The 23,065-nt window shown below is 73.1% G+C and carries 18 protein-coding genes; 11 read left to right on the forward strand and 7 right to left on the reverse strand.

The genetic code is table 11. From position 1 onward, the window contains the following. Window positions 1-104: 104 nt before the first annotated feature. The 3 genes from ACZ7L7_RS29450 to ACZ7L7_RS29460 all read right to left on the reverse strand — a co-directional run bounded on the left by ACZ7L7_RS29450 (window position 105) and on the right by ACZ7L7_RS29460 (window position 3,093). Entirely contained in the window at window positions 105-896 is a 792-nt protein-coding gene (locus ACZ7L7_RS29450; RefSeq protein ID WP_285514634.1) for a helix-turn-helix domain-containing protein, read from the reverse strand. Window positions 897-1,185: 289 nt separating this feature from the next. After that, a complete protein-coding gene (locus ACZ7L7_RS29455; protein WP_285514633.1) occupies window positions 1,186-2,466 on the reverse strand; it encodes an MFS transporter in 1,281 nt (426 codons plus the stop codon). 33 nt (window positions 2,467-2,499) lie between these two features. After that, window positions 2,500-3,093, reverse strand: a complete 594-nt coding sequence (locus ACZ7L7_RS29460; protein WP_285514632.1) for an ArsR/SmtB family transcription factor — start codon at window positions 3,091-3,093, stop codon at window positions 2,500-2,502. Window positions 3,094-3,357: 264 nt separating this feature from the next. On the opposite strand from ACZ7L7_RS29460, the gene ACZ7L7_RS29465 reads away from it, so the two are divergent. From ACZ7L7_RS29465 to ACZ7L7_RS29515, 11 genes are read left to right on the forward strand one after another with little or no spacing between them, the layout of a single operon-like run. After that, window positions 3,358-6,486, forward strand: coding sequence for an amino acid adenylation domain-containing protein (locus ACZ7L7_RS29465; RefSeq protein ID WP_472077633.1), 3,129 nt, complete (start codon window positions 3,358-3,360; stop codon window positions 6,484-6,486). After that, the gene (locus ACZ7L7_RS29470) at window positions 6,473-7,285 is read left to right on the forward strand and encodes a thioesterase II family protein (protein WP_453606959.1); all 813 of its coding nucleotides are present in this window, start codon (window positions 6,473-6,475) and stop codon (window positions 7,283-7,285) included. Before ACZ7L7_RS29465 ends, ACZ7L7_RS29470 begins: the two co-directional genes overlap by 14 nt. After that, window positions 7,254-8,252, forward strand: coding sequence for a pyridoxal phosphate-dependent aminotransferase (locus tag ACZ7L7_RS29475; RefSeq protein WP_453606956.1), 999 nt, complete (start codon window positions 7,254-7,256; stop codon window positions 8,250-8,252). Before ACZ7L7_RS29470 ends, ACZ7L7_RS29475 begins: the two co-directional genes overlap by 32 nt. A gap of 6 nt (window positions 8,253-8,258) precedes the next feature. Further along, window positions 8,259-9,296 (forward strand): 2-ketoarginine methyltransferase, encoded by a 1,038-nt coding sequence (locus tag ACZ7L7_RS29480; protein WP_285514628.1) that lies wholly within the window; start codon window positions 8,259-8,261, stop codon window positions 9,294-9,296. Further along, window positions 9,293-9,778 (forward strand): cobalamin B12-binding domain-containing protein, encoded by a 486-nt coding sequence (locus ACZ7L7_RS29485; RefSeq protein WP_285514627.1) that lies wholly within the window; start codon window positions 9,293-9,295, stop codon window positions 9,776-9,778. The genes ACZ7L7_RS29480 and ACZ7L7_RS29485 overlap by 4 nt, the downstream gene beginning before the upstream one ends. After that, window positions 9,775-11,028 (forward strand): methylaspartate mutase, encoded by a 1,254-nt coding sequence (locus tag ACZ7L7_RS29490; RefSeq protein WP_472077634.1) that lies wholly within the window; start codon window positions 9,775-9,777, stop codon window positions 11,026-11,028. Before ACZ7L7_RS29485 ends, ACZ7L7_RS29490 begins: the two co-directional genes overlap by 4 nt. Window positions 11,029-11,044: 16 nt before the next feature. Then, on the forward strand, window positions 11,045-12,058 hold the full coding sequence (locus ACZ7L7_RS29495) for an asparagine synthetase A (protein ID WP_285514625.1): 1,014 nt from the start codon (window positions 11,045-11,047) through the stop codon (window positions 12,056-12,058). Then, window positions 12,055-13,344 carry a glutamate synthase-related protein gene (locus tag ACZ7L7_RS29500; RefSeq protein WP_285514624.1) on the forward strand — a complete coding sequence of 430 codons (1,290 nt, stop codon included), beginning with the start codon at window positions 12,055-12,057 and terminating at the stop codon, window positions 13,342-13,344. The genes ACZ7L7_RS29495 and ACZ7L7_RS29500 overlap by 4 nt, the downstream gene beginning before the upstream one ends. Next, window positions 13,341-14,705: an amidase family protein gene (locus tag ACZ7L7_RS29505; RefSeq protein WP_472077635.1), complete on the forward strand. Its 1,365-nt coding sequence runs from the start codon at window positions 13,341-13,343 to the stop codon at window positions 14,703-14,705. Before ACZ7L7_RS29500 ends, ACZ7L7_RS29505 begins: the two co-directional genes overlap by 4 nt. A gap of 23 nt (window positions 14,706-14,728) precedes the next feature. Continuing rightward, entirely contained in the window at window positions 14,729-15,802 is a 1,074-nt protein-coding gene (locus ACZ7L7_RS29510; RefSeq protein WP_472077636.1) for a branched-chain amino acid aminotransferase, read from the forward strand. Then, window positions 15,799-20,343 carry an amino acid adenylation domain-containing protein gene (locus ACZ7L7_RS29515; RefSeq protein ID WP_472077637.1) on the forward strand — a complete coding sequence of 1,515 codons (4,545 nt, stop codon included), beginning with the start codon at window positions 15,799-15,801 and terminating at the stop codon, window positions 20,341-20,343. Before ACZ7L7_RS29510 ends, ACZ7L7_RS29515 begins: the two co-directional genes overlap by 4 nt. Before the next feature lie 81 nt (window positions 20,344-20,424). On the opposite strand, the gene ACZ7L7_RS29520 is transcribed toward ACZ7L7_RS29515, so the two are convergent. The 4 genes from ACZ7L7_RS29520 to ACZ7L7_RS29535 are packed head-to-tail and all read right to left on the reverse strand — an operon-like array spanning window position 20,425 to window position 23,044. Next, entirely contained in the window at window positions 20,425-20,784 is a 360-nt protein-coding gene (locus ACZ7L7_RS29520) for a nuclear transport factor 2 family protein (protein ID WP_453606945.1), read from the reverse strand. Window positions 20,785-20,819: 35 nt separating this feature from the next. Further along, the gene (locus tag ACZ7L7_RS29525) at window positions 20,820-21,032 is read right to left on the reverse strand and encodes an MbtH family protein (RefSeq protein WP_285514619.1); all 213 of its coding nucleotides are present in this window, start codon (window positions 21,030-21,032) and stop codon (window positions 20,820-20,822) included. A 39-nt stretch (window positions 21,033-21,071) separates the two neighbouring features. Then, on the reverse strand, window positions 21,072-22,277 hold the full coding sequence (locus tag ACZ7L7_RS29530) for a cytochrome P450 (RefSeq protein WP_472077638.1): 1,206 nt from the start codon (window positions 22,275-22,277) through the stop codon (window positions 21,072-21,074). After that, window positions 22,274-23,044, reverse strand: coding sequence for a CatB-related O-acetyltransferase (locus ACZ7L7_RS29535; RefSeq protein WP_471592907.1), 771 nt, complete (start codon window positions 23,042-23,044; stop codon window positions 22,274-22,276). Before ACZ7L7_RS29535 ends, ACZ7L7_RS29530 begins: the two co-directional genes overlap by 4 nt. Window positions 23,045-23,065 lie beyond the last annotated feature (21 nt).

Raw genomic sequence — 23,065 nt, forward strand, 5'->3', positions numbered from 1 at the left:
GGTACTTACGTGGTGCTGGCACTGCTCGTGGTTCTCCTTCGGGCCAGGATCATAAGCCTGGCTTCAGGGACTCCACGAATCCGGGGTCAGCTCAGGTTGCCTGTTCAGCCTTGGCCGGTCGAGGGTGAACGGCCGACGGGATGCGGTGGCGTTCGTCTGCACGGAAGCGGGCACGTCCCCTCCGGGGTGTCGGGCGCCCGGTCCGGTTCGTCGTCTTCCTCGCGTACCAGGTCCAGAACTCCCCAGACCACGGGGAGAATTCGCTTTCTGCTCCGGTCGGGGAGGGACTTAACCGTGTCGGTCAGGATTCGGACTTCGGGGTCCTCGTCGTTCGGTTGCGTCTGGGTGTCTTCGAGGGCATCCCTTAGTTCTTTGGACAGGGGGGACGCGCCGTTCCCCATCGCGAGGCGGGGGACGGACTTGCCTCTGAGCAGTGCGAGGTGGGTCAGCTGGTCGCGGATCGGGCCCAACGCCCGTAGGAGCGCCTGGCGTTCGGTCGCGGTGAAGAAGCCGGGCTGTACGCCGAAGAAGCTCTCCAGGCTCGCGAGGGCGGCGAGTCCTGGGCTGCGCTGTCCTTTCAGCAGATAGCCCACCGAGCCGTGGGAGATTCCCGCGCCCGCGCCGATCTCGTCGAGGGTGTACTGCTTGCCGTCGGGTTTGAGACGCGTTTCGCGCAGGAAGTTCAGGCGCTGTTGAAAGTTCTGCTGCACGTCTCCAGGGTCCACGTCCGTTCCGTCGAGCAGCGCGTTCACCTTCTCGGTGAGGATGCCGGTCTCGTGGGAGAGCTTGTCGATGTCGATGGCGCCGCGATCCAGGTCGAGTACGTGAAGCAGCTCGTCGATCGCTGCGACGGCCATCGCGAGCTCATCCACCTGAAGGTCAGGCGTGTGGTCCATGGCCGAGCGGTCTCCTGGTGGGTCAAGTCGGATTGGGTCGGGCCGGCGCGTGTGCCGGAAGGCTATCGAGTCGCCCGCATCTCGTGCGTGCTCGGAGGCCCGTTTGGCGGGCGTTTTTTGGTCCGGTGCACGGTGGGGCGGGCTGGGGGCGGTCGTCGGCCTCCCGCCTCCCGCCGGTCGGTGCGAACGTGAGCGTGCGGCCCCGGGCGTCATGAACGCCTGTGCATCATCCGGCAGTTCATATCGAACCAGCACCAATGAAGTGACACCACCCATGGCCCGGACAGACCTACGCCGGCGCCTTCGGCTTGCGCGGCAGTTCGGCGTGCCGTATCGCGTCGCAGGACAGGGCGATGGGCACGCCCACGCCGGCGAGCGCGCCGGAGGCCACGAACACCGGGGCGGCGCCCCAGGCTCCGATCGCGGCGCCGACCAGCGGGTAGGTCAGGGGCGCGAGGCCGACCGCGGTGATCATGACGACCGAGGTGACGCGGCCCAGGTAGGCGGGGTTCGCCTCGGTCTGCACGAGGGTGTTGTTCAGGCTGCCGAAGGCGCCCGCGCTCAGCCCGGTCACCGCGGCCACCACCACGGCGAGCCACAGGTCGGGCACCAGTCCGAGGGAGGCCGCGCCGGCGCAGCTCACCAGCAGCGCGGCGGACATCGTCAGGCCGCCCCGGGGCAGCCAGCCGACGACGGCGAGCAGCGCGGCGCTCGCCGCCGCTCCGGCTCCGAAGGCGCTGATGATGAAGCCGTAGCCGGAAGGTCCCCAGCCGCGTTCGTCGTTGAGCAGCACCATGCCGACGTTGAGGGTCCCGGTCAGTGCGAACTCGCTGATCGCGCCGACGAGTACCAGCGGGAAGACGAGGCGTTGACGGCGTATGTAGCGCAGGCCGTCGGTGATGTCGTGCCATGCGCTGCCGGCCGGCGCCGGCGGCTCTTCCTCGTCGCGCGGTTCGAGGGGCCGCAGTCGTACGGTCAGGAGCAGGGGTAACGACAGGGCGAACAGCAGGCCCGCGACGGCGAAGGCGGCCGCCGCGCCGCCGAGTCCCATGGCCAGGCCGCCGATCGGCGGGCCGGCGATCTGGCTGAGCCGGATCGTCAGCGAGCGCATGCCGGTCACCCGGGCCAGTTGGTCCGCACGGGTGATCCGGGGCGGCAGGGCGCCTACGGCGGGCATGAACAGGGCGTCCACCGTGCTGAAGATCAGTGCCGTCGCTATGAGGATCCACAGGGCGGGCCCGCTCAGCGCGATGGCCGCGGCCACGGTGAGGATGAGCAGACAGCGCACCGCGTCGCTGCCGAGGACCACCCGCCGTGGGCCGAAGCGGTCGGCCGCCACGCCGCCGCCGAGCATGAGCAGCGCGCGCGGCAGTGCTCCCGTCGCCATGACCAGGCCGATTTCGGTGGGCCCGGCGACCTTCTCGGCGGACCAGGCGAGGGCGACGAAATAGACGCTGTCGCCGACGAGCGAGGCGGTGTACGCGGTGAGCCACCGCAGCACGTTGCCGTCGCGATAGGCCGGGCGGGCCTCGGTGGCGTGCGCGCGCGGGGGCGTCTCCGTGGGGGCCACGGCTGGCTCCAATCGATGGGGGTACGGGTCCGGTCAGGGCCGGAACGGGAAGCCGTACAGGTGCACTGACACGTGCTCGCGGTCCGTGGTGTCGCCGGCCGCCTTGGCGGCCTTGCCGCGCTCTCGCCACCGTCGGGCCAGCGCGTCGAGTTCCTCGCCCAGCTCGGCGAGTTCCCCGGGGTTGAGTTCCAGCATCCATTCGGAGCTGAACGCGGCGTCGGTCCAGGCCGTGCCCCAGGCGGCGGTCTGGTCCAGGTACGCGCGGTACTGGGCGACGCGGGTGTCGACGAGGCCGCGGGTCACCGCGCCGACGGCGGCGGTTCCCTCGGGCGTGTCCGCGAAGTCGGAGTCGCGAAATCCCCAGCCCTCTTCGGTCGCCACCCGCCACCACCGCTCGCGGCCGTCGGTGCCGTGCCCGCTCGCCTCGGTGAGGAAGCCGTGCTCGGCCAGCTTGCGCAGGTGGTAACTGACCAACGACGGCGCCTCACCGACCTGTTCGGCGAGCTGGGAGGCGGTGGCGGTGCCGGTGGCGTACAGCAGCCGGTAGAGCCGCATCCGCAGCGGGTTCGTGAACGCCTTCAGCCGGGAGAGGTCGGTGATCCGCTCGGTCTTGCGCTGTGACGGCATGGCCGCAGCCTAGATATGAAGCACAAGTTGCGCAATAAGATTTTCGCATCTGCCCGCCTGGGCGTCCCTCGGCAACATTCGTGGACAGCCGGCCCGGCAACGGCGGTCGTGCCGGTAACGACCCGGCATCTGCCCGCAGCGATCGCGGCCGGTATTGCCGATGCGTTGCCTGGCAGTTGTCTCCGGGCACGGCATCTAATCGGTCGAGCGCCGATCCGGTGGTGAGCCCGTGGGCCGAACTTGAATCGACGAAGGATGTCACGCATGCATGCGTCGGACAGCGGTGTCAGCCGCGCCCAGGAGAGAATGCTCACCGGCCACGCCGCCGGTGGGGCCTCGCCCTACCACCTCGTGGCGAGCGCCGCCGTCACCGGTCCGCTCGACACCGACCGGCTGCGCGAGGCGGTGAGTGGGCTCGCCCGGCAACGCCCGGCGCTGCGCACGCTGTTCACCCGCGACGCCGACGGCGGAGTGCCGGGGAGCCGGGTGGCCCCCGGCTGGCGGCCGCCCCTCCTGGAGCAGCACCTTCCGCCGGTGCCGGAAGGCGCCGACCTCGTCGAGGTGGCCGAGAGCCTGCTGCTGCCCGCCGCGCCCGAGTTGTTACGGCCGTACGAGCGCCCGCCCGTCGTGTTCGCGCTCACCCACGCCGGGCCGCGGGAGGCGGTGGTGTCGGTGCTGGCGCACCAGGCCGTCGTCGGCGTCCGGGAGACCGCATGCCTGTGGGAGGACCTCGTCGCGGCCTACCGTGACCCGGCGGCCGAACTCCCGCCGAACACGGCCCCGTTGCCAGCGGCCGAACTCCCGCCGAACACAGCCCCGTTACCGGCCGCGGACCTCCTCGCCGAACGCGTGCGGCGCCTCGCCGACTGGCCCGGCGTGGTGGAGCTGCCCAGCGACCTCACCCGGCCGCCGACGCGGACGTTCACCGGCGCCCGGCTGCCCTTCACCCTCCCCCAGCCCGTGCTCGCCGACTGCACACGGCTCGCACACCGCCTCGGCGTGCCGCACGACGCCGTACTGCTCGCCGGCTGGGCCCTGGCCGTCGCCCGCCGGGCCGGGGTCGACCGGCTCCTGGTCGAGACGCGGCCGACCGCCGGCGCGGGCCTGGTCGCGTGCGAGATCGCAGACGATGACACCGTCGACGCGTATGTCACGCGCACGGCCCGGGAGATGGCGCGGTCGGCGCGGTACGACGGCGTCGCGTTCGACGACCTGGCCGAGGCCCTCGCGGCGGGCGGTGACCCGTCGCGCCACCCGCTGGTGCAGTTCGCGTACGAGAGCGTCGGCGGACCACATGCCCTCGCCGTCGGCGAGGTGCGGTTCGAGGTGCGGACCGCCCGGCTCGGCGGGCTCGCCCACGACGCCGTGCTGCGTGCCCGGGGCGGGAGGCTGGAACTGGAGTACGCGGCGTCGGCCCTGTCCGCGCAGGAGGCGGCGGACCTGGCGGGTGGTGTCGTACAGGCGCTCACGGACATGGCCGCGGATCCACGGGCTTCACTGGCGGGCCTCACCACGATCACCCCGGCCCAGCGTCGCCGTCTTGAGGACGTCGAGCAGGGACCCGACGTCGACTGCTCGGCCGGGCTGTGGCAGCTGATCGAGGAGGCCGCCGCCCGCCACCCGGACGCGGTGGCCGTGCGCGACCCGGAGCGCTCCCTGACCTACCACCAGTTCATCGCGGCCGCCGAGCGGTTGTCCGCGGATCTGGCCGCCACCGGGGTCCGCGAGGGCGACCGGGTGGCCGTCGCCGCCCGCCGGTCCGTCGACCAGATCGTCGCCGTCGCCGCGATCGTCCGGATCGGGGCGGCCTATGTCGGTATCGAGGCGGACATGCCGCCCGCGGCGGCGGCCCTGGTGCTGGACACCGCCGGGGTACGGGTGATCCTCGGCGACGAGGACCGGACAGCGGGCCTGGGCGCCGCGGCGGAAGGCAGGGTCACGCTGCCCACGGCCGGCCCGCACACCGGCCGGCCGGTGCCGCCCCCGGCCGTCGCGGCCCCGGAGCGCACCGCGTATCTGACCTTCACCTCGGGGACCACGGGGCGGCCCAAGGGGGCCGTGATCCCGTGCCGGGCGGTCGTGCGGCTGTCCCGCCGGCCGAGCTGGCTCCTGCCGGGCGCCACCGCCCGGTTCCTGCGCATCGCGCCCATGGCGTTCGACGCGTTCACGCTGGAGGTGTTCCCCGTCCTGCTGGCGGGCGGGACGCTGGAGGTCTTCGCGGACGAGCACATCACCGTGAGTGCGTTGACGGCGTTCCTGGAGGAGCGCGCGATCACCGGACTGTATCTGTCGTCCGGGCTGTTCCGGCTGGTCGCGGACTTCCGGCCGGACGCCTTCCGCAGCGCCGTGCAGGTCCTGACCGGCGGCGAGGTCGTGCCCCCGGGTCAGGTGCGGCAGGTGCTGCGCGCCTGCCCCGGTCTGACGGTCACCAACGGTTTCGGCCACTCGGAGAACACCAGCTTCACCGTGGTGCATCACGTCGACGACCCGGCCCAGGTAGGCGCCGACCTGCCGGTCGGCAGGCCGATCGACGGCACCGGCGTCCTCGTGCTCGACAGCGCCGGGCGCGCCGTCCCGCCCGGTGCCGTGGGGGAATTGTTCACCTACGGCGACGGGCTGGCGCAGGGCTACGCGGGCCTGCGGGACGAGACCGCCGAGGCGTTCGGCGACTTCGGCCGGCCCGGCGGGCGGCGGCTGTACCGCACCGGTGACCTGGTCCGGTGGGGCGGCGACGGGTACCTGCGGTACGTCGGGCGACGCGACCGGCAGGTCAAGATCCGCGGGTTCCGCGTCGAACCCGACCACGTGGCGGGCGTGCTGCGAGCGCACCCAGCGGTGCGCGACGCGGCGGTCGCCGTCGTGGCCGAGAACAACGGCGACAAACTGCTGCTCGCGGGCGTGATCCCGCACGAGGGCGGGGCGTTGCCACCAGACCTGCGGTCCTTCGCTGCTGAGCGGCTTCCCGGCTACGCCCAGCCCAAGCAGTGGGCGGCGGTCGAGGAGTTCCCGGTGACGCGCAACGGCAAGCTCGACATCGCCCGGCTGGCCGCGATCGCCGGCCCGTTCCCCGACGCTCCGCACAAGGCTCCGGAGCCGGCACCCACGGCCCACCGGCCCTCGGACGCGGATCGCCTCGCGGAGGCCATCGCGGACGCCTGGGAACAGGTGCTCGGCCACCGCGACTTCGGGCACGACGACTGGTTCTTCGACGTCGGCGGCGACTCGCTGCGGCTGATCCGGGTCCAGGCGATCCTCAGCCGCACGCTGCCCGCCTGGAACATCACGATCAGCGACCTCTACACCTACCCCGCGATCGACGACCTGGTCGCCGTGCTGCGCGAGGAGTCCGCGGAGGACTCCGCCGAGGAGGAGAGCGCCCATGCCCCGGCGTGACCCGCGAAGCGGCGGACGGCCCGACTGGCTGTATCCGCTGCGCAAGACCGCCGCCCAGCCTCGGGCCCGGCTTGTCGTGTTCCCGTACGCCGCCGCCGGAGCGACGGCCCTGCGTCCCGTACTGACCGGCCTGCCCGACGAGATCGAACTCCTCGGCGTCGCGCTGCCCGGCCGGGAGCGCCGCTTCAGCGAACCACCGGCGAGCGCGCTCGACGAGATCGTGGACGCGGTGGCCACGGAGCTGACGGCCGGCGAGCCGGTGCCGACCTGTGTGTTCGGCCACTGCATGGGCGCGGGCATGGCACTCGTCCTGGCACTGGCGCACCCGCACCTCGTCCGCGGGGCGGTGGTCAGCGGGCGCAACCCCCCGGACGTGCCGAGGTCGACGTACCGGCCCATGGACGACGCCGACATCGTCGGCTTCCTGGAATCCGCCGGGAACACCGCTCCGGAGCTCCTGGCCGACGCATTCTGGCGGAACAAACTGCTGGAGCTGTTCCGCAGCGACGCCGAACTGGGCGAACAGGCGTCCCAGGTCATCGAGGCCGGGCCGCTCGGCCAGGACCTGCTGGTGCTCGGCGGCGCCGACGACCCGTACGTCTCCCCGGGCGGGCTGGACTCGTGGGCGGCGCGCACCAGCGGGCGGTGCGACGTGCTCGTACTGCCCGGCGACCACTTCTTCGTCATCGATCCGCCCAACATCCCGGTCATCACGCGCGCCCTGGGCGACCTCGTCCTCGGCGCGCCGGCGAGCACAGGAGGCGAACGTGGTGGCAGCCCACGAGTCGGGCGACCGTGAAGCACTGCTCGACTGGAACGAGAGCCCCATCGGCCCACCCCCGATGGCCGTCAAGCGCGTCGTCGAGGCCGCCGGGCGGCTGCACCGGTACCCGCGCGGGCTCATGGAGGAGGTGACCGCGCTCACCGCGGCCCACGTCGGGGTCGCACCCGAGCAAGTGCTGCTCACCGCCGGCGTGGACGAGGCGGTCGATCTGACGCTGTCGCTGGCCCGGCGCGCCTGGGGACTGCGGCCGGGCTTCGACGGATACCCCGACCGCGCCGAGGCGAACGGCAAGCCGTTCCACGGAATCGAGCTCGACGCGCGGTGGCAGCCGCCGCGGCCTCCCGCAGAGCTCGGCGAGGGCGACATCGTCTACCTGGCGCAGCCCGGCAACCCCATCGGCCTCCTGCTGCCGGACGAGTGGATCGACGCACTCACCTGCGAGCACCTCCTGATCGACGAGACCTATCTCGACTTCTCCTCCCGGCCCAGTGTGCTGACCCGCCCGGGGCGCCCCGGCAGGCTCGTCTACCGCAGCTTCTCCAAGGCCGCGGGCCTGGCCGGCATCCGGATCGGCTGCCTGATCGGCGAGGCGGCGACGATCGGCCGGCTGGAGCCGCTGCGCCGCTTCATGCCGATCGACGCCGTCAGCCTCAACGCCGTCGTCGGTCTGCTCGAAGAGCCCGAGTTCATGACCCGGCTCACCACCCACGTACTCCAGGCCCGCCCCGCCCTGTGCGCGCTGCTGCGCGAGAGCGGACTGTTCGCCGAAGTCATCGAGTGCGAGACGAACTTCGTGCTGGCCAGGCCCACCGAGGCGGCCCGTGACCGCATCGTCCCGCGGCTCGGCCAGGACCTGGTCCGGGTCAAGGACTGCGCCGTGCTCGGCCTGCCCGGCTGGCTGCGGATCAGCGTCGGCTCCCGGGACGACCAGACGCGCCTGGCCGACGCCCTCGGCCGCGTGACGACCACAGAGAAAGGCTGACACCTCATGCTCACGGACGACTTCGAGCGCCGCCTGATCGAACACACCCAGCCGGTCCGCCAGTTCTTCCTGGCCCAGGCGCTGCACCACGCCCTGCACGAGGGCCTGTTCGGCGCTCTGGAGGACGAGCCTGGCGCCGACGCCGACACGCTGGCCGAGCGCCTGGGCCTGGACGCGTACCGCACCGGCGCGCTGTTGCGCTACCTGCGCAACGAGGGCTACACGACGCTGGAGGACGGCGGCTGGTCACTCAGCGCGAAGGGCCGCGAGGTCCGCACGTTCGCGCCCTGGTACGAGATGCTGGTCGGCGGCTACGCGCCGTCCATGGACCAGCTCGGCGACGTCCTGAAGGACGGCTCGCGCTACGCCTCGCGCAACACCACGAAGGTCGGCGAGGGCAGTTGCGGCATCGGCACGTACGACGCGCTGCCGCTGGTGCAGACGCTGCTCGACTCGGCCGGGGACAGCCTGCACAAGATCATCGACTTGGGCTGTGGCGACGGCAGCTTCCTGATGGACGTGCTGACGACCCGGCCGAAGCTGAACGGCGTCGGTGTCGAGCCGCACGAGGAGTCGATCGTCCTCGGCGAGCGCCGCCGCGCCCAGCTCGGCCTGGAGGAGCGCATGGAGCTCGTCAAGGGCGGCGCCCTCGACGCGGCCGGGCTGGACCTGGCCGACGGCGGCGACGGGATCTGCTTCATGACCGCCTTCGTGCTCCAGGAAGTCATGCAGCAGGAGAGCCCGCAGGCCGTCGAGAACCTGCTGGCCACCGTGTTCGAGCGGCACCCGAAGGCCCGCTGGCTGATCGTCGAGATGGACCACAAGCCGCTTTCCCCAGTGATGGGCAGCCACGGCCTGGCGCTGAACTTCTACAACCCCTATTTCCTGATCCACTCGATCACCCAGCAGCGGCTGGAGACCCGCGAGTGGTGGGACGCCATGTTCGACCGGCTGGGTCTGACGGTCGAGGCGGCGTCCACCCCGGACCCGCGCGCCGACTCGACGGGCTTGCAGTTCGGCGTGCTGCTGGCGAAGCGGCGGTGAGTGGGCCGACCGTGAAGGTCGCCCGGGCCCCTCGCGGCGAGCGGACCCGTGACGGGCAGCTGACCTTCCTGCTGTGCACCGTGCCGTCGGACTCCCACATGTGGAACCTGGTCGCGCTCCAGCTCCTGATCGAGGAGATGGGGCACCGGGTGGTCAACCTCGGTGCCTGCACGGCCGTGCCGCTGGTGATCGAGACCAGCCGGGCCGAGCGGCCGCACTGCGTCGTGGTCAGCACCGTCAACGGGCTCGGCCGCATCGACGGCGCCGCGCTGATCACGGCCCTGCGCGCCGAGCCGGACCTGGCCGCGCTGCCCGTCGTGATCGGCGGCAAGCTCGGCTTGCGGGGCCGGGGTGACACCGACCCCACGGCCGAGCTGCGCCGGCTCGGCTACGACGGGGTCTTCCCCGTCGGCGAGTCCGCCGAGCAGGCGCTGGCCGGGTTCCGCGCGTTCGTGGCTACCTCGTTGAAGCGGGCCCGATGACCGGTGAGCACGCTCCGTTCAGCGCGTTCGTGGCCGCCCGGCGGCGCACGAACACGCTGATCGTGCAGCCCCGGATGGGCTTCAGCGATCCGGATGTGATGCGCCGCGGGCTGCTGGCCGTACGCGCGGCCGGTGTGCCCGCAGTGGGGACGGTGACGCTGGACAGCTTCACCCGGCAGGGCGAGCACGATCGCGCCGCGCTGGCCCGCGAGGCGAACGTGGAGCTCAACGGCTACGCCCTGGTGGCCATGGGCGCGGAACGCACCGCCCGGATGCTCGACGGGATCGGCGGCCCCGGCTTCCCCATCCAGGTCCGGCACGGCTCGCCGCGCCCCGAGCGGATCTTCCGCACAATGCTCGCGGCGGGCGTGGAGGCCACCGAGGGCGGGCCGGTGTCGTACTGCCTGCCGTACAGCCGGGTGCCGCTGCGGGAGTCGGTGCGGGCCTGGTCGCGCGCGGTCGGGCTGCTGGCCCGGCAGACCGACCGGGGCGTGCGCTGCCATCTGGAGACCTTCGGCGGGTGCATGCTCGGCCAGTTGTGCCCGCCCTCGCTGCTCGCCGCGATCTCGGTGCTGGAGTGCCTGTTCTTCGCCGAGCACGGCATCACCAGCATGTCCGCGAGCTACGCCCAGCAGACCTGCCCCGAGCAGGACGCGGAGGCGCTGGGCGCGCTGCGCCTGCTGTGCGCGGAGTACCTGCCGGGCGTCGACTGGCATGTCGTGCTGTACACGTTCATGGGCCTGTATCCGCGGAGCCGTGACGGCGCGAACGAGTTGCTGCGGCAGAGCGCCAGGCTCGCGGTGCGCACCGGGACAGAGCGGCTGATCGTCAAGACCGTCGCGGAGGCCCACCGGATCCCGACGATCGCGGAGAACGTCGAGGCACTGCGGCTCGCGCACCGCACCGCTGAGGCCGAACCGTCCCCGACGGGCCCGCCCGCCGACCGCGACACGGAGGTGTACCAGCAGGCCAGGATCCTCGTGGACACCGTTCTCGGGCTCGCGCCGAGCGTCGCGCAGGCCCTGCCGATCGCGTTCGAGCGGGGGCTGCTCGACGTGCCGTACTGCCTGCACCCGGACAACCGGAACGAGGCCAGGTGCCTGCTCGGACCGGACGGCCGGCTGGAGTGGTGCGACACCGGCCGCGTACCGCTGCCGGCCGCGACCCGCCGGCGCGGCCCGGCCGGTTTCGAAGCGCTGCTGGCCGACCTGGAGTTCCACCGGCGCCGGCTCGACCCCGTACCCCGTTGACCCTTGGGAGTGACCCGTGACCAGCTTTCCGTTCGCCTCGGACGCGACCCCGGCCGCGGCACCGCCGGACCTGCGGACGCATCTGTCCGCACTGCGGACGCGCAGCGCCGTCGCCGTTCAGCAGGCGATCCTGCAGGCGGCCCGGGAGTACCTGACCGGTGAGGGCTTCACCGAACTCCTCGCGCCGGTCATCGGGCCGGTCACCGACCCCGGTGCGCGCGGGTCCAAGCAGGTCGACATCGACTACTACGGCCACCGCTACAAGCTGATGACCAGCGCGATCCTCTACAAGCAGGCATCGCTGCTGTCCTTCGGCAAGATCTTCTGCATCGCGCCGAACGTACGGCTCGAACCGCTGGAGACCGCGAACACCGACCGGCATCTCGCCGAGTTCCACCAGCTCGACGTGGAGATCGCGGGCGCGAGCCGCGAGGAGGCGACGGAGGTCGCGCAGGGCGTCGTGACACACGCCGTGCGCCAGGTACTGGACAAGGCGGCGGGCCACCTCGACGACCTGGGCCGCGACCGTGACGCGCTCGCCGTCTGGCTGGACAGCCCCTTCGACCGGATCACGCACCGCGAGGCGGTCCGGCGGCTGCACGAACTCGGCCACGCGCAGGACGCGCAGACCGAGATCGACTGGGCGGGCGAGCGCCTGCTGTCCGAGAGTGAGAAGCGTCCCTTCTTCGTCACCGACTATCCGAAGGGCTCCCGCGGCTTCTACGACCGGGAGAGCACCACCGAGCCGGGTTCACTGCGCAACTTCGACCTGCTCGCGCCGGAGGGGTACGGGGAGCTGTGCAGCGGCAGCGAACGGGAGTACGACTACCGCCGGATGGTCGCCCGTATGCGCGAGACCGGCGAGAACCCGGCGAAGTACGGCTGGTACCTGGAGCTGGTCCGGGGCGGCATCCCGGCCAGCTCCGGCTTCGGGATCGGGGTGCAGCGGCTGACCCGCTACGTCGCCGGACTCGACGCCGTCTGGCAGGCCAGCCTGTTCCCCAAGCTGCCCGGGGTGGTCTCGGCGTGAGCGCGCTGCGGGCGGACGGATTCCCGGAGGCCGAGGTACGGCACCGGGCGCGCGAAGGCTCCGCGGCCGCCTTTCCGCAGGGCGCCGACTACGGTGCGGCCCTGTTCGGCGCCGCGGCACCCCAGCGGGCCGCGGCGGACCTGCTGGACCTGGCCCGCCTGGTGCCGCCGGTGTTCATGCCGCAGCGCCTGGAGAAGCTCGTCGACCTGGGCCGGGAACCGCTGTACAGCGACGTGGAACTGACCACCGACATCGGCGGCCTGCGCTCGCCGCTCCCGGTGTACCTGTCCGCGTTCGGGTCGACCAGGGCGGCGAGCGCGGAGGTCGGCGAGGCGGTGAGCCGGCAGGCCGGACGGCTCGGTCTGCCCATGGTGATCGGCGAGAACGTGGTGGCGCACGGCGGCTACGGCCGCACCGACGACGCGCCCGAACGGTCCATGCTGCGGCGGCTGCGGGCGTACGGCGAGGCGCTGCCGGACGGACTCGGCGGCGTCGCCGTACAGCAGAGCACCGAGGACGCCGACGCCGAGGTGTGGAACCTGGTCTACAGCGATCCCTCGGCGCTGCCCCTGCTGGAGTCGGGGCGGCTGGCGTTCGAGCTCAAGGTCGGCCAGGGCGCGAAGCCGGGTCTGGGCGGGATGACCCTGGTGGACCCCGGTACCGCGGCCCGGCTGCGCGAGCACTACCCGCTCGAACCGGTGCACGGCACGGGCGCGTTGCTGCGCAGCAGCAGCCCCGGCACGTACACCGAGGAGATCCTGCGCCAGCAGATCCGGCTGATGCGCAACAACTTCCCGCGCGCCCGGGTGTGGGTGAAGCTGCCCCCGGCCCGGGACGTCGCCGCCGCGGCGGCGCTGGCCTGGCAGGCCGGTGCCGACGCGGTCACGGTGGACGGGGCGGAGGGCGGCACCGGCTGGGCACCCAACGCGTTCCTGGACCACGTCGGGCTGCCGCTCGGCGAGTGCCTGCTGCGGATCGGCCGGGGCGGGGGCGCGCTGCTCGCGTCCGGCCGGATGTGGGAGGGCGCCCGGTGCGTCAAGGCGCTGGCGCTGGGCTGCCGGGCGGTCGGACTCGGGCGGGCGGCGCTGCTCGCCGCGGACGAGGACCGCACGGACGGGCTGGGGCACTTCGCGCAGTGCCTGGCGCTGGAGATGCGGCTGCTGATCAGCGCGTTGGGCCGGTACGCGCCGGGAGACCTCGGGCCCGAGGACGTCTGGCTGCCGCACGACGTCCGATCCCCCGCAGCCCCGGCCCCGGCCGGCGCGGAAGGCGTGCGCCGCCCATGAGCGTCACCGACCGGGCGATGACCGGACAGGCACACCGCGGGCTGGAGCTGACGCGGCGGTGCCTGAACCGGATCGAGCGGTACGACCCGCTGCTCAACGCCGTGCTGACCGTGGATCCGACCGCCCTGGAGCAGGCCGTACGGGCCGAGCGGCGGCGCGACCGCACGCCGCTGACCGGGGTGCCGGTGCTGGTCAAGGACAACATCGATGTGGCCGGGCTGGACTGCACGGCCGGTTCCCGGCTCCTCACCGGCACCCCGCCCGCCCGGGACGCGCCGGTCGTCGGGAGGCTGCGGGCCGCCGGCGCGGTCGTCCTGGGCAAGACCAACCTGAGCGAGTGGGGCAACTTCCGTTCCCAGGACGCGCCGGAGGGATGGTCTGCCGTCGGCGGGCAGACCCGCAACGCGCACGCGCCGGACCGCAGCCCGTGGGGGTCGTCCGCGGGATCGGCCGTTGCCGTGGCGGCCGGGATGGCGCCGCTGGCGCTCGGCACGGAGACCGACGGATCGATCGTCTGCCCGGCCGGGGCGAACGGCGTGGTCGGCGTGAAGCCCGAGCCGGGCCTGCTGCCCTCGGGCGGCGTCGTGCCGATATCCCCCGCCCAGGACTCCGTGGGGGTCCTCGCCACCACGTTGTCGCACGCCGCGCTCTGCCTGGCCGAGCTGACCGGCCGGAACGATCTGTCGGCGGCCCCGGCACGGCTCGCCGGGCGGCGGTTCGGGCTCTGGCACACCCCGGGTCTGCCCCGTCCCGCGCTGGATGCGGCAGCGTTCGCGCTGCGGGCGGCGGGCGCCGAGCTGGTCGAGGTGGACTTCCTGGAGCACTCCGGCCTCCTGCTCGCCGAAGTGGTCGCCCTGCAGGCCGAGTTCCCCGAGGCGGTGGCGGGCTATCTACGGACCCGCCCCGGCGCGCCGGACAGCCTGACCGGGCTGATCGCCGCGAACCGCGCCGACCCCGAGGAGCTGCGCCTGTTCGACCAGAGCGTCTTCGAGACGTCGGCCGCCCTGTCGGCCGAGGACCGCTCCCTGCGCGCCGAGGCGGGCCGGCAGGCCCGGACCCGGGCCCGGCAACTGCTCGACCGCGCGCTGCGCGGTGTGGATGCCGTGCTCGCCCCGACGAACCCGCCCGCCTGGCGGCTGGAGCCCGGCCGCCCCGATCCGCGCCCCGCGACCAGCTCCGTCCTCGCCGCGCTGGCCGGATACCCGATCGTGTCGGTCCCGGCGGCCGAGGACGGCGGACTGCCGCTCGGCGTGTCCGTCTTCGGGCCCGCGAACCTGGCCGGCCTGCTCCCCCTGGCCGCCGCCGTCGAACAGTCCTGCCCGGCCTACCGCGCTCCGGCGCTCACCGGGCCCCTGCCGTGAGCCACCCACCCGAGGAGATCACCGTGTCGCAGACAACTCCGGCGGCTCTGACCAGAGTCGGCCATGGTGACATGTTCACCGACCACATGATCAGCTCCGTCTGGACCGGGCCGGACGGCTGGCGGCCGGCCGAACTGGTGCCGCTCGCGCCGATCCCCACGCACCCCGGCACGCTCGGGGTGCACTACGCGCAGGTCATCTTCGAGGGCCTGAAGGCGCACCGGCAGCAGGACGGCTCGATCGCCGTGTTCCGGCCGTGGGAGAACGCCCGCCGGTTCCAGCGCTCGGCGCGCCGGCTGGCGATGCCGGAGCTGCCGGCGCGGATGTTCATCGACGCGATCGAGCGGCTGGTCGCGGCGGACGCGTCCTGGCTGCCCGCCGGCGACGACACACTGAGCCTGTACATCCGGCCGGTGATGTACGGGTCGGAGCCCAACCTGATGCTGCGTCCGTCGCGGGAGTTCCACTTCCTGGTCCTGGCCTTCCTCGCCGGCGGCTTCTTCGGCGAGCAGTCCGCCCCGCTGTCGGTGTGGGTGAGCCGCACGCACAGCCGCGCGATGCCCGGCGGCACCGGCGACGTCAAGTGCGCCGCCAACTACGGGCCCACCTTCATGGCCCAGCAGGAGGCCGCCGCAGCGGGCTGCCAGCAGGTGCTGTGGCTGGACTCGGAGGAGCGGCGCTGGGTGGAGGAGATGGGCGGGATGAACCTCTTCCTCGTCCGCGGCGAGGGACCCGGGGCGGAAGTGGTCACTCCCGAGCTGACCGGCACACTGCTGCCCGGCGTCACCCGCGACTCGCTGCTGGCCCTCGCCGCGCGGATGGGCTACCGGACGCGGCAGGAACGCATCTCGGTCGACCAGTTGCGTGCCGACTGCGAGTCCGGGGTGGTCACCGAGATGTTCGCCTGCGGCACGGCGGCCGTCGTCACCCCGATCGGGGTCCTTCGGGACGAGAAGAGCGAGTGGACGGTGGGCGACGGTCAGGCCGGCCCGACGACGACGGCCCTGCGGGACCGGCTCGTCGACGTCCAGCACGGCCGCTCCCCCGACCCGGACGGCTGGCTGCACCCGGTGCGCCTGCCGGGCACCGCACGGTGAGCCGGGACGCCGGATGCCTGCACGTGCTGTTCGAGCGGCAGGCGGCTGCTCGCCCCGGGGCGACCGCGCTCGTCCACGCCGGCGAGCGGATCGGCTATGCGGAACTGAACGCGCGCGCCGACCGGTTGGCGGGCGGTCTGGCCGCGCGCGGTGTGCCGCCCGGCCGGACCGTGGGGATCTGCCTGGACCGCGGGATCGACCTGGTGGTGGCCGTGCTGGGCGTGCTCAAGGCCGGGTGCGCCTACACGATGCTCGATCCGGCGTTCCCCGACCGGCGGCTCAGCGAGGTGATCGGCTCGGCCGACGCCGCGACGGTGCTCACCGAGCGCCGTACGCTCCCCCGCGCCGTATCGTTCGCGGAGGTCGCCGCGTACGAAGGCTCCGGGCCGCGGGTGCGGACCCGCGCCGCCGACCCGGCGTGCGTGATGTTCACCTCCGGCTCGACGGGCGCGCCCAAGGGCATCCTGACCCCGCACTCCGCGCTGACGGCCACGCTCGTCGGGCAGGACTACGCCGCGTTCGGCCCGGAGGAGGTGTGGCTGCAGTGCTCGCCGGTGTCGTGGGACGCCTTCGCCCTTGAGCTGTTCGGCCCGCTGATCACCGGCGGCGTGTGCATCCTGCAGTCCGGCGGCGCCCCGGAGCCCGAGGAGATCTCCGCTCTGGTCGAGGAGCACGGCATCACGACGGTGTACGTCTCCGCCAGTTTGATGAACTTCCTGCTGGACGAGCACCCGTCGATGTTCACCGGCCTCAGGCAGGTGCTCACCGGCGGGGAGCCCGCCTCGCTGCCCCACGTCGACCGGCTGCTGCGGGAGTTCCCCGGGCTGCGCGTGGTCAACGGGTACTCCCCCGCCGAGAACACGATCTTCACCTGCTGTCACACCATCGAGGCGAGCGATGTCGCGGCCGCGTCGATCCCGGTCGGGCGGGCCATCGCGCACAAGGCCACGTACGTGCTCGACGAGAAGCTGTGCCCGGTGCCGCCCGGCGTCGCCGGTGAGCTGTACATGGCCGGTGACGGGCTGGCCTACGGCTATGTCGGCGCCCTCGCGCCGACCGCCGAGCGTTTCGTGGCCGACCCGTTCGGCCCGCCCGGACGGCGGATGTACCGGACCGGGGACCTGGTGCGCGAACGGGCGGACGGCGCCCTGGAGTTCCTCGGCCGCGCCGACCAGCAGGTGAAGATCCGCGGGTTCCGGGTGGAGCCCGCCGAGATCGAGGCCGTGCTGACCTCCCACCCGCGGGTGTCCCGGGCCGCTGTCGTCCCGTTCGGCGAGGGCACGGCAACGCAGCTCGTCGCGTACGTGGTCGGCGGCGCGGACGAGGAGGAGCTGCGCGCGCACGCGGCCGGGCGGCTGCCCGCACACCTGGTGCCCGCCCGGTTCCTCGGGCTCCCCGCCCTGCCGCGCACCGCGACCGGCAAACTGGACCGGGCCGCGCTGCCCGCGCCGACGCGTCCCGAGCCGGCCGGACGCCCGCCGGCGACGGCGGACGAGCGGCTGCTGTGCGGCCTCTTCGCCGAGGTGCTCGGCCTGCCCGAGGTGCGTCCCGAGGAGAACTTCTTCGCTCTGGGCGGCCACTCACTGGCCGCCGCGAAAGTGGTCGGCCGGCTCCTGCGGCTCGACGGCGTCCGGCTGCCGGCGCGTACCGTCTTCGACGCGCCGACCGCGGCGCGGCTGGCGGTCGAGCTGGAGCACGCACGGCGGGCCGGGCACGCCACGGCCGGGGCGGCCGACCGCATCGAGCGACGGCCTTACGACGGTCCGGCGCCGCTGTCCCCGCTCCAGACCCGGCTGTGGATCGCGGACCGGCTGAACCCGGGCACCGCGGAGTACGTGATCCCGATCGCCCTGCGGATCGGCGGGCCGCTGGACCGCGCGGCGCTGGCGGCGGCGCTGACCGCGATCGTGGCACGGCACGAACCGCTGCGGAGCCGGATCGTCGAGGCCGAGGGAGAGCCGGTCCAAGTCGTCGACCCGGCCCGCCCTGTGGCCCTCGCGGTCACCGACATCACGGATGCCGGGCGGTTCGTCGCCGAGCAGGCGGGGCAGGGCATCGCTCTGGCGAGCGGCCCGCTGCTGCGCGTCGCGCTGGGCCGCCTCGCGCCGGACGACCACGTACTCACGCTGTGCGTGCATCACATCGTGGCCGACGACTGGTCCGTGTCCCTGCTCGCCTCCGAACTCGCCCACCAATACGCCGAAGCCGCCGGCCTCGCCGGTCCGCGGCGGGACGTCCTGCCCGAACTCCCCGTCGCCTTCCGCGACGTGGCCGCCTGGCAGCACGCGCGCAGCGGCCACCTCGACGCCATGGCCGCGTACTGGCGCGAGCGGCTGGCCGGCATGCCCACCGTCGTGGAACTCCCCGCCGACCACCACAGGCCGATCCGGCGCGACATCCGCGGCGACCGCCGGGAGTTCACCGTGCCGGCCGAACTCGCCGAGCGTGTCGCCGCTTTCGGGCGGGCGCACCATGCCACCGGCTTCATGGTTCTGCTGGCCGCGTTCACGGTGCTCGTCCAACGCTGGACCGGCATGCGTGACTTCGGCATCGGCACTCCGGTGGCCGGGCGCGATCACCCGGACACCGAGTCGCTGATCGGTTTCTTCGTCAACACCTTGGTGCTGCGTGCCGATCTGTCGGGCGATCCCGACTTCGCCACCGTGCTGGCCCGGACCCGCGAGACGGTCCTGGACGCCCTGCACCACCAGGAGCTGCCGTTCGACCGCCTCGTCGACGAGGTGAAGCCCGTACGCGACGCCTCGCGCAACCCGCTCGTACAGCTGGACTTCGCGGTGCGGACGGCCGAGACGTCCTCGTGGCCGCTGCCCGGACTCGACGTCCGACGGCTGCCCGCGTACACCCGCACCAGTAAGTTCGACCTGCTGCTCGACCTTGAGGAGCGCCCCGACGGGAGCCTGGCCGGAGTGGCCGAGTACCCGGTGGCCCTCTTCGAGAAGGCGACCGTGGACCGGTTGATCCGCCACTACCTCAGGGTGCTGGAGCATGCGATCGAGCGGCCCGACCTGCCGGTGGCCCGGTTGCCGCTGCTGCCCGGCACGGAACGGGAGTGGCTGGCGGACGTGCTGCGCGGCCCCGAACAGAGCGATGGGGAGCGAGCGACCCTCCCCGCGCTCGTGGCGCGGCAGGTGCGGCTGCGCCCGGAGGCGATCGCGGTGGACGACGGCACCCGGCAGCTGACCTACGGCGAGCTGGACGCCGAAGCCGCCCGGATCGCCGCGCACGTGGCCGCCGCCGCGGCCGGGCCGGAGGCCCGCGTCGCGGTGTGCCTGCCGCCTGGCTGCGACGCGGTCGTGGCCGCGCTGGGCGTACTGCGCGCCGGCGGGGTCGTCGTACCGCTCGATCCCGACGAACCGGCCGACCGGGTCGCGCAGGTGTTCACCGCCACCCGGCCCGCGATCGTGCTGACGCGACGCACCCTCGCGGAGGGACTTGAGGCGCGGGCGCTCGCTCCCGTGCTGATCTGGGAGGAGCTGGGCGCCGCTGCCACGGCCTCACCGGGCACCGTCCGCGAAGCCAACGCCGCCTACGTCGTGTTCACGTCCGGCGCGACGGGGGCGCCCAAGGCCGTACAGCTCACCCACGAGGGCGTCACACGGCTGGCTCCCGCGCTCTTCGGCGATCCTGATCGGGTACTCGCGCTCACCGTCCCGCTGGGCTCTGCCGCTGCGGTGCTCGCGATGTGGGGTGCGCTCGGCAACGGGGCCCGGCTCGTCCTGCGCGAGGCGGTCGCGGGGTCCGGGGCGACCTCGACGTGGCAGGCCGCGGGACGCCTCCACGCTCTGCTGAGGACCCGGCCGGACGCGTTCGACGGTCTGCGCCGTCTCGTCACCGGCGGCGAGCCGCTCAGCCCGGTACTCGTCGAGGAGCTGCTCGGCCGCGGCGTGCGGGTGGACAACGTGTACGGGATGGCGGAGGCGACCGGATTCGCCTGCGTGAAGGGGGAGTTGGGCCCCACGGACGGCGGCCGGCTCATCGGTCGGCCCGCCCCCGGGATCCGGCTCTACGTGCTCGACGACCGTCTCGCCCAGGTGCCGGTCGGCGTGCCGGGCGAGCTGATGGTCGCCGGCCGCGGCCTGGCCCGTGGATACGCCGGCCGGCCGGACCTGACCGCGCTGCACTTCGTCGCCGACCCCTTCGTGCCGAGGGAGCGGATGGTCCGTACCGGGGACCTGGTCCGGGTGCGCGCCGACGGCACGATCGAGTTCCTCGGCCGCCGCGGCGACCGGGGCGCCGTCCGGGGTCTGCCGGCCGACCCGGCCCGGACCGAGGCCCGGCTGTACGCGCACCCGGACGTGGGGCAGGCGTTGGTGGTGGACCGGGAGGCGCCCGGGGGTGAGCGGCACCTGATCGCGTACGTGGTCGGCCGCGGCGGAGCGCCGGTCGACACGGCCGCGCTGCGCCGGTTCTGTCTCGCCGGGCTGCCGCGCCACCAGGTGCCGGCGGCCGTCGTCGAGCTGGCCGGGTTCCCGCTCGGCCCGCACGGCACGGTGGATCGCCCGGCCCTGCCCGCGCCCTGACGCCCGACGGGGAATGCCGGCACACACATGCCGGTCGTGGCCTCCCACGACCGGCATGTGTGTGTCGGCGGTGACCCCTGATCAGACCTTGAAGGTGGGGAACAGCGTCTCGCGGTGGTCGATGCGGCCGCCGCGGAAGTGCACCCAGTCCCTGAACCGGAAGTCGACGTCGGAGCCGTCCTTGAGGGTTCCGGTGAAACGGCCGCGGACGGCGACCCAGGGGCCGTCCGCGATGACCTGGTCGAGCGAGTGCCGGCCGGTGGCGATGACGCGGTCGTGCTCGTAGAAGCGGCGCAGGGCGAGCGCGCCGTGCATGTCGGGCATGCCCTGGCGTTCGTAGACGACGTCGTCGTGGAAGTTCGCGAGGAACTCCTCCAGACGGCCGGCGTCGATCAGTTCGTAGCAGTGGCGGACGGTGTCGGTGTACGTCGTGTCTCCCATGGCGCTACCAGGTACTCCGTTCCTGTCGGTCGCTGTCAGTCGGCGTCCATCGCGGCGATGAGGCTCTTGGGCCGCATGTCGGTCCAGTGCTCGTTGACGTAGTCGAGGCAGGACTGCCGGTCGGTGGGGCCGCAGACGGCGTCCCAGCCCTTGGGCACCTCGGCGAAGGCGGGCCACAGGGAGTGCTGGCCTTCGTCGTTGACCAGTACGAGGAAGGACTGCTCGTCGTCGTCGAACGGGTTGGTCATCGTCTCTGTCCTTTCGGTGGGATCCGCGGGGGGTCGGGGTCAGCGGTGGTGCAGCAGGACCGGCGCCGACTCGAAGCCCCAGATGAGGTTGGAGCGCAGCCGCCGCGCGGGGCCCGCCGGTTCTCCGCCGGAGAACGTCGACAGCAGCTCGCCGAAGAGCACGCGCAGCTCCATGCGCGCCAGCGTGGCGCCCAGGCAGTAGTGCGGGCCGTTCCCGAAGGCGAGGTGGGGGTTCGGGGTGCGTGACCCGTCGAAGCGGGCGGGGTCGTCGAAGACCGTCTCGTCACGGTTGGCGGAGGGCATCCAGACCGTCACCGGTTCACCGGCGCGGATCGGCTGTCCGCCGATCTCGGTGTCCTCGCGTGGTGTCCGCAGCACGTGCATGGCCGGGCTGGTGTAGCGCAGGATCTCGTTGACCAGGGTGTCCAGGCCGTCGGGTGCGTCGGCCGCGGCCCGCCACTGGTCGGGGCGGTCGACGAGCGCCAGCAGGCCGCCGACGCTCGCGTGCCGGGTCGTCTCGTTGCCGCCCGAGATCAGGCCGTCGCAGTTGAGGAAGATCTCCTCGTCGGTGAGCGGGACCCCGTCGACGGTGCCGTTGACCATGGTGCTGATGACGTCTTCGCGGGGCGTACGCCGACGCTCGGCGACCAGCTCCTGGTAGTACTCCAGGATGCCCGCGTGCGCCTGGAGCCGCTCCAGCGGATCGGCGTCCCCCTCGCCGAACGCGACCCTGGTGGAGCGCAGCATGAACGGCCAGTCGGCCTTGGGCACGCCGAGCATGTCGCAGATGACGGACAGCGGCAGCACGGAGGCGACGTCGGTGAACTCGCAGCGCTCACCGTCCCGGACCGCGGCCAGCTCCTCCCGTACGGTGGCGCGCATGTTCCGCTCAAGGCGGGCGGCCATCCGCGGGGTGAACGCGGAGCTGATCACCCGTCGGATCCTGGCGTGCCGGGGCGCGTCCGTGACGATCATCAGCTTGCCGGAAGCGGCCTCGGTGGCGGCGGGGTTGTGGTCCAGCCGCATGCCCCGCCCGGACTCGAACGTCGTGGCGTCCTTGAGGACGCGGATGACGTCCCGGTAACGGGTGACGGCCCAGAAGCCGCTGCCGTCGGGCCTGGTGTTCCAGTGGACCGGCCGCTCGCGGCGCAGGCGCGCCCACACCTCTTCGGCATCTCCGCGGGTGGCGAAGTCCTCGTCCGCGAGGTCGATCCCGGCCAGGGCGGCGTGGGCGTCCGTCGTCATGACCCACCGTCCTGCGCTGGACCCGGCTCGTCGACGAGGCGTTCGGCCCGGGCGACGGCGAGGACGCCGGCGGGGGTGCCGAGCACCAGTTCCGGGAGATGGCGGGAGACGACCTCGATCGGCCAGTCCCACCACCTCGCCATGAGGAGCATGCCGACCTCGTCGGGCGTGTAGCGGGACCGTAGGGCCTTCGCCGGGTTGCCCGCGACGATCCGGTAGGGGCCGACGTCGGAGGCGACGACCGCGCCCGCGCCGATGATGGCGCCGTCGGCGACGGTGACACCCGGCATGACGGTGGCGTCGCGGCCGATCCACACGTCGTTGCCGATGATCGTGTCGCCCTTTCCGGCCGGGCCGCGCTCGATCAGCGGATCGATGAGGCGGTCCTGCCAGTCCCCGGGGAACGTGGCGAACGGGAACGCGGTCGGCCCGTCGTAGATGTGGTTGGCGCCCGCCATGACGAACGTGACGCCGGCGGCGATGGAGCAGAACTTCCCGATCCGCAGCCGCTGCGGTCCGAACGCGTAGCGGACGCGTTCCTCCTCGAAGCCGCCGGTGTCCTCGGAGGCGTCGTAGTAGGAGTAGGCGCCCGCGACGACTTTGGCGCCGGGGGCGAGCACCGGCCGGATGAAGACGCACCGGTCGTCGCCGAGCGGGCGGGGCTCGTCGGGGTCGGGGATGTCCAGGCCGTGGCCGCCGGCGGTGCGCCAGGCGTCGATCAGCGCGGCCCGGCCGTCCCGTCCCGTCTGTTCGTGTGGTCGTGACACCCGTGTGAATCCACCTTCCTG

This window comes from Streptomyces sp. NPDC110618 (assembly GCF_055657065.1).